Annotated in this window: 11 protein-coding genes; 6 read left to right on the forward strand and 5 right to left on the reverse strand. The window is 41.7% G+C overall.

Annotated features, from left to right (window positions below):
- Positions 1 to 35: 35 nt before the first annotated feature.
- Together AFM12_RS07230 and accD are read left to right on the forward strand one after the other, a co-directional pair.
- Entirely contained in the window at positions 36 to 1,148 is a 1,113-nt protein-coding gene (locus AFM12_RS07230; protein WP_055145956.1) for an MORN repeat-containing protein, read from the forward strand.
- A 158-nt stretch (positions 1,149 to 1,306) separates the two neighbouring features.
- Positions 1,307 to 2,152, forward strand: coding sequence for an acetyl-CoA carboxylase, carboxyltransferase subunit beta (accD, locus tag AFM12_RS07235; RefSeq protein WP_055145959.1), 846 nt, complete (start codon positions 1,307 to 1,309; stop codon positions 2,150 to 2,152).
- A gap of 2 nt (positions 2,153 to 2,154) precedes the next feature.
- Here accD and ppk2 (AFM12_RS07240) read toward each other — a convergent pair whose 3' ends face one another.
- Positions 2,155 to 2,919, reverse strand: a complete 765-nt coding sequence (gene ppk2, locus AFM12_RS07240; RefSeq protein WP_055145962.1) for a polyphosphate kinase 2 — start codon at positions 2,917 to 2,919, stop codon at positions 2,155 to 2,157.
- A 5-nt stretch (positions 2,920 to 2,924) separates the two neighbouring features.
- Entirely contained in the window at positions 2,925 to 3,788 is an 864-nt protein-coding gene (gene ppk2, locus AFM12_RS07245; protein WP_095533205.1) for a polyphosphate kinase 2, read from the reverse strand.
- Between the two features lie 131 nt (positions 3,789 to 3,919).
- Between ppk2 (AFM12_RS07245) and AFM12_RS07250 the strand changes: the two genes are divergently transcribed.
- The 3 genes from AFM12_RS07250 to AFM12_RS07260 are packed head-to-tail and all read left to right on the forward strand — an operon-like array spanning position 3,920 to position 6,545.
- Positions 3,920 to 5,287 carry an NAD-dependent succinate-semialdehyde dehydrogenase gene (locus tag AFM12_RS07250; RefSeq protein WP_055145965.1) on the forward strand — a complete coding sequence of 456 codons (1,368 nt, stop codon included), beginning with the start codon at positions 3,920 to 3,922 and terminating at the stop codon, positions 5,285 to 5,287.
- Positions 5,284 to 5,682 carry a DUF4174 domain-containing protein gene (locus tag AFM12_RS07255; RefSeq protein ID WP_055145968.1) on the forward strand — a complete coding sequence of 133 codons (399 nt, stop codon included), beginning with the start codon at positions 5,284 to 5,286 and terminating at the stop codon, positions 5,680 to 5,682. The genes AFM12_RS07250 and AFM12_RS07255 overlap by 4 nt, the downstream gene beginning before the upstream one ends.
- 11 nt (positions 5,683 to 5,693) lie before the next feature.
- Positions 5,694 to 6,545 carry a fructosamine kinase family protein gene (locus tag AFM12_RS07260; protein WP_055145971.1) on the forward strand — a complete coding sequence of 284 codons (852 nt, stop codon included), beginning with the start codon at positions 5,694 to 5,696 and terminating at the stop codon, positions 6,543 to 6,545.
- 9 nt (positions 6,546 to 6,554) lie between these two features.
- On the opposite strand, the gene AFM12_RS07265 is transcribed toward AFM12_RS07260, so the two are convergent.
- The 3 genes from AFM12_RS07265 to AFM12_RS07275 form a co-directional block, all read right to left on the reverse strand.
- Positions 6,555 to 7,397, reverse strand: a complete 843-nt coding sequence (locus tag AFM12_RS07265) for a 1,4-dihydroxy-2-naphthoyl-CoA synthase (RefSeq protein ID WP_055145974.1) — start codon at positions 7,395 to 7,397, stop codon at positions 6,555 to 6,557.
- Positions 7,398 to 7,486: 89 nt separating this feature from the next.
- On the reverse strand, positions 7,487 to 8,392 hold the full coding sequence (locus tag AFM12_RS07270; protein ID WP_055145977.1) for a DUF4249 domain-containing protein: 906 nt from the start codon (positions 8,390 to 8,392) through the stop codon (positions 7,487 to 7,489).
- Between the two features lie 3 nt (positions 8,393 to 8,395).
- On the reverse strand, positions 8,396 to 10,753 hold the full coding sequence (locus tag AFM12_RS07275; protein WP_055145979.1) for a TonB-dependent receptor: 2,358 nt from the start codon (positions 10,751 to 10,753) through the stop codon (positions 8,396 to 8,398).
- Between the two features lie 182 nt (positions 10,754 to 10,935).
- Between AFM12_RS07275 and nagB the strand changes: the two genes are divergently transcribed.
- A complete protein-coding gene (nagB, locus tag AFM12_RS07280; RefSeq protein ID WP_055145982.1) occupies positions 10,936 to 12,861 on the forward strand; it encodes a glucosamine-6-phosphate deaminase in 1,926 nt (641 codons plus the stop codon).
- The last annotated feature ends 74 nt before the right edge of the window (positions 12,862 to 12,935 follow it).

The raw sequence follows: 12,935 nt of genomic DNA on the forward strand, positions 1-12,935 counted from the left end.
AAAGGTTGCATTTTGTATAAATAGCCTTCGTTTCAATGTTAAAAAAGCTGTCTCTACTTCTTCTCTTTTCTTCTCTGGTTACCACTCTTCAGGCACAGGAGGATATCACTTTTGCCTGTAGTTATACCTCAAACAAGATCAATGAGAAGGCAATTTGCGACCTTCTCGGTTATAGATCGAGACCTGAAGCCCAGAAGGCCGTTGAGAGCATTGTAAGTCGTTCCGGTTTAAAGCAAAATTTCTATGTAATGGAGTGTCCAAACATTGATAATTGCTTTGCAGCTACACGAAATGGAGAGAGACTGATTGTATACGACGGTAGTTTTATGCGGAGAGTAAACAATTTAGCTCAAAACGACTGGGGAGCTATGAGTGTTCTGGCACATGAAATAGGTCATCATTTGCAAGGTCATACTTTAAAAGCTGGTGGTTCAGATCCTGAAAGAGAGCTTGAAGCTGATGAATTCTCAGGTTTTGTGATGTATCAAATGGGTGCAAGCCTCAAAGATGCTCAGTCAGCCATATGGAAGTTAACGACCGATTATGATACGGGAAGCCATCCACCAAGAAGAAAGCGTTTAGCTGCTATCAAAACAGGGTATTCAAAAGCGAAGGCTCTATATCCCCGGGTAAATGCAGAACCCATTGTCGAAGAAAAAGTGGAAGAAGAAAAACCAAAAGAAGTGCCCGTTGTGGTGAATCAGCCAAGAACATCACCAGTTCCCGTAGAGAAGCCCGAAAGAGAAGTGGTTAACGTAAAAACGGGCTGTGTGGAAGGCAATTGCAGAAATGGTTTTGGGGTGGCAGTAAATCACAGAACCTATGAAAAGTATGCAGGAAATTGGCGAAATGGTCGCCGATCAGGATATGGAATTGAATACTATCGCGACGGAATGAAGAAATACGAGGGTGATTTTTCGGGAAGCGATTATCATGGCTATGGTACCTACTTTTTCACCAATGGGGATAAATATGTTGGTAAGTTTAAAAATAATATAATGCATGATGATCAGGCCGTGTATTATTACCGCAATGGTGATCGTTTATTTGTTCGTTATATCAATGGAAAAAAGCAGGGAAAGGCTAAAATCATCTATTATGGAGGTGTACAGGGCACCGTATTCTTCGAAGATGATATTGAAAAGTAATTTCCGGCTTATGTGCAATTTTAATCCGGGATACCTAATCTCCCGAAAGAAGGTTCGGCATTGAGTGAATCTGAACCGTTTTAATTTGAAGTCTGTACCATAGCGGTGCAGACTTTCTTTTTATATTTGCCCTCTGAATTAATTCAAAAAAAGAGCTTATGTCTTGGTTTCAACGCAAAGCAAAAGGTATAAATACACCTACTGAACTTAAAAGAGAAGCACCGGATGGCCTTTGGCACCAATGCTCTGAGTGTAAACAGGTGATGCACACCCGTGAACACAAGAACAACGCTTATACGTGCTTGCATTGTAATTATCATGATAAAATTGGTTCTGAGGCTTATTTTAAAATCCTTTTTGATGAAGGGGAATATCAAGAGCTTGACTCTGAAATGCGATCAGCAGATCCGCTGGAATTTGTAGATACCAAGGCCTATCCTGAACGTATAGTCACTACGGAAAAGAAGTCAGGTCTAAAAGATGCAGTGAGAACAGCTCATGGTAATATGCATGGTAAAAAGATTACAATTTCTTGTATGGATTTCGGCTTTATTGGAGGCTCAATGGGCTCTGTGGTAGGTGAAAAAATAGCCCGTGGTATGGATCACGCACTGAAAACGAAGACCCCATTTTTGATGATCTCAAAATCAGGGGGTGCACGAATGATGGAAGCGGGTTATTCGCTAATGCAAATGGCCAAAACTTCGGCTAAAATAGCTCAGCTTGATGAAGCCAAAGTACCTTATATTTCATTAATGACTGACCCTACGACAGGTGGTGTCACGGCTTCATTTGCTATGCTGGGAGATTTCAATATTTCAGAACCAGGTGCATTAATCGGTTTTGCTGGCCCGAGAATTATCAAAGAAACCATTGGTAAAGACTTACCTAAAGGTTTCCAGACAGCTGAATTTGTTCAGGATCACGGTTTTCTTGATTTTATCGTTGACCGTAAAGACCTGAAAGACAAATTGGCCAGCCTGTTGAATATGATCAAAAAATAAGGCTATTCATACGGAATAGTCTCGAGAATGTGGCTTAGTGCAGATATTCTTGCCTCCGTCTTTTTATTGGCTTTGATTATGACCCATGGAGCATTTTCGGTGTTGGTATGGGCAAACATCTTTTCCTTGTACTTCGTGTATTCGTCCCATAACTCCTGAGCTCTTAGATCAACAGGTGTAATTTTCCAACGTTTCAAAGGGTCAGATTTTATCTCCTCAAATCGCTCGGCCTGCTCTTCTTTTGAAATAGAGAAATAGAGTTTCACGAGGTAAGTATCAGCTGATTGAATCATTTTTTCAAACTCATTCACCTGACCCATAAACCGCTCATGTTCTTCCATTGTACAGAAACCATTAACAGGTTCTACGATCGCTCTGTTATACCAGCTTCGATCAAAAAAGACGATTTCACCAGGTCTGGGAAGATGATTGACATAACGCTGAAAATACCACTGTCCTTTTTCTTCTTCAGTAGGTTTATTGAGGGCTACCACCCGATATCTTCTCGGGTTAATATAGGCCGTAATTCTTCGGATAGCTCCACCTTTACCGGCGGCATCGCGTCCTTCAAAAATTACTACCACTTTTTTATTATTCTCTATAACCCAGGTTTGAAGTTTAATAAGTTCAGTTTGTAGCTCTTTTAAGGTAACGTCATAGTTGGCTAACCGCAATGCACGCTCCAGATTTACTTTTTTGTTTGCAAAAAGACGTCTTAGTCCTTCTTTGCTGTTTAGTAATTCAACTTCTTCTTCTGTAAGATTCATAGGTCTTAATTATCGATTTGTTCTGCGTTTCTGAAGTATCTCATGATCACATTAGGGTCAGGGAAAAGGTGAGCTTTTGAGCTGTTTCTCCGGCTGTAATCAAATCGTGATAAAACGTATTTTATACTCTCCAGTCGGGCAGTTTTTTTACTGTTTGTTTTCACAATAATCCAAGGACTAAATGAGGTATGGGTATTGGAAAACATCTCTTCCTTAAAATAGGTGTATTTATCCCATAATTCCTGGCCCTTCATATCCACAGGACTGAATTTCCATTTTTTCAATGGATTCTCCATACGGGATAGAAAACGCTTTTGCTGTTCGTCTTTTGAGATTGAAAACCAGAATTTGATGAGCAAAACCCCGTCTTCATAAAGCATATGTTCAAATTCAGGAACCTGAATCATAAAACGTTTGTATTGTTCGTCAGTGCAAAAACCCATTACGGGTTCCACTACGGCTCTGTTATACCAACTTCGGTCAAAAAAGACGATTTCTCCGGGTTCTGGCAGTTCTTTGATGTATCGCCTGAAATACCATTGACCTCTTTCAACTTCTGTAGGCTTATTTAAGGCTACCACTCGCATAGCTCTGGGGTTTAGGTGCTCAGTAAAACGTTTGATAGAACCCCCTTTTCCAGCCGCATCACGACCTTCAAAAAGAATGGCTACCCGTTTTTTGTGCTTCATCACCCACTGTTGAAGATCCACTAGTTCTGCTTGAAGCTGCTTTAACTCATCTTCATACTTGAGGTTTTTCAGCGTTTTTTTAACATCAATATGCTTTTGTTTGGCTATTTTAATAAGTCGGTTTCTGGTTTTAGTAGTTTCCAGATCTTCTGCCGAGTACATATTTTTCGTTTCTTCCATTACCAATGGACATTTTATGAGTAAAAATTAAATATAGGAATGATATTTTAATCCTTGCAATGATGGTGATCAGGTCAACAAGTCTGAACCCACATTTTTGTAAGCTGTTTTAGAATAAAAGATTCAATCAAATGACAATAGAAAGTGTAAATCCGGCCAATAACAAGAAACTTCAGGAATATACTTTACTGACGGATGAACAGGCAGAACGTAAGCTTAAACAATCAGAACAGGTATATAAAATCTGGCGAAAGACAGGATTCAGTGAGCGTAGTAAACTCATGCTTAAAGCCGCGGATGTGCTGAATACAAACAAAGAGAAATATGCATTGATGATGACAAGGGAGATGGGAAAAACCCTTGCCTCCTCAAGGGCTGAAGTTGAAAAATGTGCCTGGGTTTGTCGTTATTATGCTGAAAATGCTGAAACCTTTCTACACGATGAAAAAATTCAAACGGATGCTTCACGGAGCTACGTCAGTTATCAACCACTAGGGGTTATTTTGGCGGTTATGCCGTGGAATTTTCCTTTTTGGCAGGTGTTTCGTTTTGCCGCTCCGGCTTTAATGGCCGGTAATGCAGCGGTTCTGAAACATGCTTCTAACGTACCGGGCTCGGCAGCTTTAATTCAGGAGGTTTTTGACGAGGCAGGTTTCCCGAAAGGCCTGTTCACAAACCTGTGGATAAGTAGCAAACAAGTGGAAAAACTGATAGAAAACCCTATCATTAAGGCTGTTACCCTAACCGGAAGTGAAAAGGCAGGAGCTAGTGTGGCGGCTAAAGCTGCACAACATATCAAAAAAGCGGTCCTGGAGCTTGGTGGGTCGGATGCCTATATCATTCTGGAAGATGCCGACCTCGATCTGGCCGCAAAACAATGTACGGAAAGCCGCTTATTGAACACTGGACAAAGCTGTATCGGAGCCAAAAGGTTTATCGTTTTGGATGAAGTTTATGAAGAATTTCTCCTGAAGTTCATAGAACAGATGCTGGAATCCGTAACAGGGGATCCCGAAAAGGAAGAGACCACAATGGGGCCAATGGCCAGAACGGACCTCAGAGACGAGCTTCATGAACAGGTTATGAAGAGTGTGGAAAAAGGGGCTGAGATTCAAATTGGTGGAGAGATTCAGGATTTGACAGGGGCTTATTATCCAGCTACCATATTAACTAATGTCAAACCAGGAATGCCAGCCTATGAAGAAGAGCTTTTTGGACCGGTTGCAAGCGTGATTAAAGTCAAAGATGAAGCGGAGGCCATACAAGTAGCAAATGATTCAAAATTCGGCCTGGGAAGTGGTGTTTTTACCAAGGATTTAAGTAGGGGAGAGCGGATTGCTCGATATGAGCTGGAAGCTGGCTCCTCATTTGTCAATCAATATGTAAAATCAGACCCAAGATTGCCTTTTGGAGGTATCAAAACCAGTGGCTTTGGTCGCGAGCTATCACATCATGGGATCCTTGAATTTGTGAATACTAAAACGATCTATATCGCATGATCAATTTCATCATCATTCTTTTAATAATGAGTATTCAGGATAAAGTATATGAGCTGAGAGACTTTGAATGGAAGAATAGACTGGTATTAATTGGTGGCGAAAATTTAGATATGGTTGAAAACCAGGCATTGGAGTTTTTAAAAATGTCATCGAAGAATAACGACAGAAAGCTTCTTATTTTTCAATGGAACGCCCAATACCAAGCATTTTATGAAAGAGAAAAGGACTATATTCTCAAAGAGTCTAACTATAAAAATGATTTTGAAATCCGACTTTATGGTCTGGATGGAGGTGTAAAAGATCAAAGGGAAGAAATGGTCAGTCCTCAAAGGATTTATGACCAAATAGATTCCATGCCGATGCGAATTCGGGAATTGAGAAATAAAAGAAACTAGCCATCGAGACCTTGATTAAACATATTGCCGAGGTTACCGGAGGGCGAATTGAAAAATATCAGCCAGTTTCCGGAGGTGATATTGCTGAAGCGTTTGTTCTGGAAACGGCAAACGGTTCTCTGTTTCTCAAAACGCTTCAAAATCCTGATGCCAAAGATATTTTCTCAGCTGAAGCAAAGGGACTTCGGGAAATGGAGAAAAGTCAATCCATTAAAGTCCCCGAAATTATTTCAATAGGTCAGGTAAATGAAACGAGTTACCTTCTGCTGGAGTACATAGAAGGTAAAAATGTGGGGGCAAAAGACTTTGAAAAATTGGGTAGGGGAGTTGCTAAAATGCATCAATATACCACGGTTTCATTTGGCTTTGAATCGGATAATTTTATCGGCCTTCTTCCTCAAAGCAATAGGACAAGTACTTCTTGGCCAGAGTTTTATACCTCAGAAAGGCTGATGCCTCAATTAGAAAAGGCTGTCAAACTAGGTCATCTTTTGCCGGAAGAAACTCTCACAAAAGAAAGAGTACTGAAAACCTGTAAAAAGTTACTACCTGATTGTTCTGCTTCACTTTTGCATGGTGATTTATGGTCTGGAAACTATTTGATCGCTCAATCAGGAATTCCATATTTGATAGACCCTGCCGTCTATTATGGTCACCGTGAAGCAGACTTGGCAATGTCTCGACTATTCGGGGGTTTTGATGAAAGCTTTTATCAGGCCTACTATGAAGTGTGGCCGAAAGAACCAGAGGAAGCGGAACGAATTGAAATCTACCAGCTTTATCATTTGCTGGTGCACCTGAACTTATTTGGTTTGGGTTATAAGGCGTCTGTAAAGAGGACGTTGGAGAAATATTTCTTTTGAAACACTGGCTCAGGAATATTTGGGAAACTTCTCAAATTCCGGCCTTCTTTTCTCCAGAAAGGCATCACGACCCTCCTTTGCTTCATCTGTCATATAACCTAAACGGGTAGCTTCGCCGGCAAAAATCTGCTGGCCCACGAGACCGTCGTCAATCATATTAAAGGCAAATTTTAGCATTCTGATAGCCATCGGGCTCTTTTCCAGGATCTTCTGTGCCCATTCAAAGGCGGTTTGCTCAAGTGTTTCATGTGGAACAACGGCATTCACCATTCCCATCTCGAAAGCCTCCTGAGCAGAATAGTTTTCTCCTAAAAAGAAAATCTCACGGGCTCTTTTCTGACCCACCTGACGAGCCAAATAAGCGGAACCATACCCGGCATCATAACTGGCGACATTGGCGTCCGTTTGCTTGAAAATGGCATGTTCCTTACTAGCTAAGGTCATATCACAAACTACATGAAGACTATGGCCGCCACCTACTGCCCATCCCGGCACCACAGCGATAACCGGCTTGCTCATAAAACGAATTTGACGCTGTACGTCCAGAATATTTAAACGGCCAACGCCTACTTCATCTTTATAACCGTCTTTTCCACGGGCATTCTGATCTCCACCACTGCAAAAAGCCCAGCCGCCATCTTTTGGCGAAGGTCCCTCGCCACTCAAAAGAACAACACCAACGGAACTGTCGTTGCGGGCGTCTTCAAAGGCATCAATAAGCTCAAATGTAGTCTTTGGGCGAAATGCATTTCTAACCTCTGGTCGGTTAAAGGCAATTCTAGCCACACCTTCCGCTTTTTTGTAGGTGATGTCTTCGTATTCTTTCGCGGTGATCCAGTTTGGATTAGGCATATTCTTCTGGTTTATGTTGGAGCAAAATTAGACTTATTCTATGAATAAGAAGGAGGTCGTCGGTTATCGTTTACAAAATGAGTGATGTCTTACTCACTAGGTCTGGCCTTAGTGCTGTCAATTTTGGCACTTAGACTACTCACCTGAGAAATACCAAAAAATCCAAGAGCTTTCACTTCAGAGCGACTGTCAAGGTTGAAAATATTTGTCGGAATATTGGCAGGTGGAGTTGCGAAAATTCCCCCGTTTGCCGACTCCTGTCTCACTTGCAGCAGATACAAATATGCATCCGGTGTAATACTCCAAAGCTCAACATCCAACGAGTCTCCATGTTGATAAAAACCATCGTTAATGGATTGCCTGATGGGTAAAATAAAAGTGAGACCATCTGTACCACCACCAGGAGAAAAGCCACCATCGTAGGAAATCGAAATAGAAGCCGCGTTATTAATAAGGTTGGCGTTTTTAGTGGTTCTAATCCAATAGGTGTCCCCTTCTCCTATAGGATCATTGGCATAAAATTCAGCGAAATAGCCCGAAGTTTCTGTGCTGTCTTGCCCCGCAAAAGGAAACTCAAAAAACTCGTAAGCAATGGAATCTATTTTTGGGACAGGCCTGTACAAAGAAAGAGCCGCAAACTCCTGATCTTTATACTTTACATATAGGGCATATCTCTTATTCTCTTTGAGAAACCCGTTAGCTTCTCTCGGAAGAGTGTATTCACCAGTTTGATTGAGGTCAATAAAAGGGTAAGCCACACTATCCTCGTCAAAAAGAATAACCGTAGCGTCCGTAACCGCCCGTGGTGTTGAGTTATCAAAATATGGTTGTGAAAGGCTCAGCTTTACTACCTGATCTTCGTCTTTATTGGTGATCCAGGCATCAATGACCAGCTGCTCCACCCCATCCTGTATATCAATATCAATAACATCTTCACAGGAACTCAAACCGATGACTGAAGCAAAAAAGAGGAGCTTGATAAATATCGATTTCATGTCTTAAAATTTGAAATTATAAGTAACCGCCGGTAGAATGGAGGCAAAAACTGAATATTTCACAGCCTCCGTTTGAGCAAAATTGTCTTCATTTTGTCGCACATAAACAGAGAACGGATTTCGGCGATTATAAACGTTGTAAACCGAGAAAACCCACTCACTTTCCCCTTTCTTAAAAAAGGCATGTTTGTTTTGCAATGTTGCAGATAAATCAAGCCTGTGCGATGCCGGAATACGGTAACTGTTTCGAGTGTCGTAATAATTATGAGGCAAGGCGATACCCTGCCAAATAAACTTGTTTGTAGGGAAAGAAGCCGGCGTACCGGAAGAGAAATTGAACGTACCAGAGAAACTCCACTTTTTACCGGTATCAAAAATACTCACAAGAGAGAGGTTATGCATTTTGTCAATTCTTGCCGGGAACCATTCGTTATTATTCAGGCCATCAACCAATCTCTCCGTTCGGGCTAGTGTATAGCTAATCCACCCATTGAATTTCCCACGATTCTTTTTCAAATAGAATTCTGCTCCATAAGCCCTGCCATCTCCACTAAGAAGGTCGGCTTCTACAGCGGGGTTTAGCAATAAATTGGCATTTCTGGTGTAATCAATCTGGTTTTGGAGTTCTTTATAATACACTTCAACAGAGGCTTCGTAATTGTTATCGTCAAAGTTTTGAAAATAACCCAAAGCCACCTGATCAGAGATTTGAGGCTTGATATTATTACTACTTGGGGTCCAGACGTCCAGAGGGGATGATGCCGTGGTATTAGAGAGTAGGTGGATATATTGAGCAAGGCGATTGTAGCTTACTTTAATGGAGCTGTTTCGTCCCAAACCAATGTTTGCTGAAAATCGTGGTTCCCAGTTTCCGTATTGTTGAATCAGCTCTCCCTGACCTACCTGAATGATGTCAGTTACTTCTTTTTGTTCTCCTGCTACTGATCCCTCAGTATTCAGGAGCACCTTGTTTCCTTTACCGAGATATCTGTAGTCTGAGTATCTGATACCATATTGAAGAGAAAGCCGACTGTTGACTTTTTGCTCATTGCCTATATATATTCCAGACTCGACGGCATATTTATCCGGCAAACCGATACTTCTACTCTCTCCTCCGGAAACAGCCTCTGCCTGACCGGGGTTAAATCGATAGTATATGCTTTGGCCGCCGAATGACAAGGTGTTGTTGGGGTTGATATAATATTGAAAATCGGGTTTGATACTGTAATTTTCAATATTTGATTCCCAGCGAAAAGAGTCCTGATCCTCCTCATTATTAAGGTCAGAGTCTAGTAAATAGTCATAATTGCTGTAGAAAACAGTAGTATTCATGAAGAGCTTGTCATTGAATACATGATTCCATCTTAATGAAGTGGTGGCATTACCCCAGTTAAAACCGAAGTCAGCTCCAAAAACATCTCGGCCGAAATAGCCACTAAGAAAAACGGTGTTATTATTATTGATTTTATAATTGCCCTTGGCCGTGAAATCGTAAAAATAAAATTGTGAGCCCTTGAGGTCTTCATTGAGAAAAGGCTTTGCCAAAACATCGATGTATGATCTTCTCAACGCCACGATAAAGGACCCTTTGCCCTCAAGGAATGGTCTTTCGTAGGCAAAACGAGAAAAAATAGTACCCAAGCCACCTGTAAACTCCGGCTTTTTAGAGTTTCCCTCTTTCATTCGCACATCCAGGATAGATGAAACTCTACCACCATAGTTTGCGGGGATACCGCCTTTGATGAGCTTGACGTCTTTGACTGCATCGGGGTTAAAAACCGAAAAAAGCCCAAATAAGTGTGAGGAATTATAGACGGGAGCCTCATCAAGCAAAACCAGGTTTTGGTCAATTCCTCCGCCTCGAACATTAAATCCGCTTGCTCCCTCGCCAACTGAGCTTACACCGGGTAAAAACTGAATACTTCTAATGACATCAACCTCGCCCATAAATGCCGGCATTTTCTTAATGGTTTTCATTTCAACCTTATTAACTGACATTTCGAGGCTCTTGACATTGGCATCTTCTCGTTCTGCTTTTACTACCACCTCTTGCAGTTGAGAAGCCTCGTCGTTCATTTCAAAATCACGGGTCAGACTTTCTGAAAGAGAGACTTTTTGAGTTTGCTGGCCGTATCCAATAGATGTAAGGTTAAGCGTATATGTGCCAGGGGGAAGGGTGATAGAGTAAAAGCCGTAGGCGTTTGTCTGGGTTCCTGTCTGAAGTTCCTGAACATAAATACTCACGCCGATCATCCCTTCGCCGTTTGAAGCGTCTCTGATATAACCGCTCAAACTCACATTTTGCGAAAAGCCAACAAAAGAGGTAAGACAAAAGAAACCAAGGAGTAATAGTTTTTTCATTTGTATGTATTTCCATGCAAAAGACCGATGAAATAACGAGACTGAACAGGCTTTGGTTTAGGGTGGGCTAAAAAATGGATAAACGGTTGAAAACAATTATTAAAATATTTTAATAATAGAAATTGTGATCCTAAATAAATTAATAATAACTTTGACTAATTTGATAGTGAAAAACCCTATTTATGATTCAGCAGACTCAAATAATCAGAGAACCAATCGCCTACGAGAAAATACCAACTCGTATTTTTCAAAGTGCTTCAGATGCTTCAAAAGCTGTAGCTGAAGAGATCGCCGAGCTTATAAAGCAACGCCAGAAAGAAGGCAAAAATGCCATTTTGGGATTAGCCACAGGGTCTTCCCCCAAAACCGTGTATGCTGAACTTATCAGAATGCACAAAGAAGAAGGTCTAAGCTTCAAAAATGTGATAAGCTTTAATCTGGATGAGTATTACCCAATGCAGCCGGATGCCATTCAGAGTTACTGGCGTTTTATGCGGGAGCAGCTTTTTAACCATGTTGATATTCCGGAAGGAAATTATCACATTCCTGACGGTACGGTTTCTCCTCAAATGCTGGCTCAGCATTGTGAAGAGTATGAAAAAATGATAGAAGATGCCGGTGGACTTGATTTTCAGCTTCTTGGAATTGGAGGAAACGGTCATATTGGCTTCAATGAGCCGGGCTCACATGAAAACTCAAGAACCCGACTGATGATGCTAGATCATTCTACCAGGGCTGCCGCTAAAGCAGATTTTGGTGGAGAACTTACTAAAGTTCCTAAAAAGGCCATCACTATGGGGGTATCAAAAATACTTTCAGCCAAAAGAGTGGTATTGCTTGCCTGGGGTGAAAGAAAGGCTCCAAAAATAGCTGATGCCGTTGAGGGAGTTGTTTCGGAACATAATCCGGCGTCCTATCTTCAGCAGCACCCGAATGCCCTGTTTGTGGTAGACGAGGCTGCTGCCTCTGAACTCATTCGCATGAAATCTCCATGGCAAGTGGAGGATGTGGAATGGTCAGCCCAAATGACTAAAAAAGCCGTAACCAGCTTGTCGCTTACGCTTCAAAAACCAGTATTAAAATTAACAAACAAAGACTATAACGATAATGGCTTAAGCGACCTTTTGGCTTTACATGGACGTGCTTACGACATTAATATCGAAGTGTTTAATCAGCTTCAGCATACCATTACCGGGTGGCCGGGTGGTAAACCAAACGCTGATGATACCCACAGGCCGGAAAGGGCTCTTCCTGCCAGGAAGACTTGTCTTATTTTCAGTCCGCACCCTGATGACGATATTATTTCGATGGGAGGTACTTTCCAACGTTTGGTCGATCAGGGTCATGACGTTCATGTGGCTTATCAAACGTCAGGGAACATTGCAGTGGCTGATGAAGAAGCACACCGTTTTCTGGAGTTTGTAATTGATTATAATGAAAAGTTTGGCGTAGAGAGTGAGAAAACCCTTACAAACTACAAGAAGGCCATAGACTATCTGGAGAATAAAAAGGATAGTGAATTAGACAGCCCGGAGGTAAGAAATGTTAAGGGACTGATCAGGAGAGGAGAAGCAAAAGCCACCTGTCGTCACGTAGGCATTCCACCGGAGAATGTTCATTTTCTGGACATGCCGTTTTACGAAACCGGTCAGGTGCAAAAGAAGCCGTTGGGCAAGAAGGATGTTGAGATAGTGGCTGATCTCATTGAAGGTATAAAGCCTCATCAGATATATGCTGCTGGGGATTTGGCCGATCCTCATGGTACGCACAAGGTCTGTCTGGATGCTGTTTTTGCTGCCTTGAAAAAGCTGAAGCCTCAAAACTTTATGAAAGACTGCTGGGTATGGCTATACCGCGGTGCCTGGGCTGAGTGGGATATCCACGAAATACAGATGGCAGTACCAATGAGCCCTGATCAGGTTCTGGAGAAACGAATGGGAATTTTCAAACACCAGTCTCAAAAAGACGGGGTGGTTTTCCAGGGAACAGATTCCAGAGAGTTTTGGCAAAGAGCAGAGGAACGAAATAGTGGAACGGCACAACTTTATAACCTGCTTGGTTTAGCCGAATATGAAGCTATGGAAGCATTTGTGCGGTATTATTTCTAGAAAAAACAGAACTATTCTTTTTTCGTTTGGGTAAAAACTTTCTTCGTTTTCTTGTTACCGTTAAATAAAATTCT

It is taken from the genome of Jiulongibacter sediminis (assembly GCF_001306455.1).
In the GTDB taxonomy this organism is placed as follows: Bacteria; Bacteroidota; Bacteroidia; order Cytophagales; family Spirosomataceae; genus Jiulongibacter; species Jiulongibacter sediminis.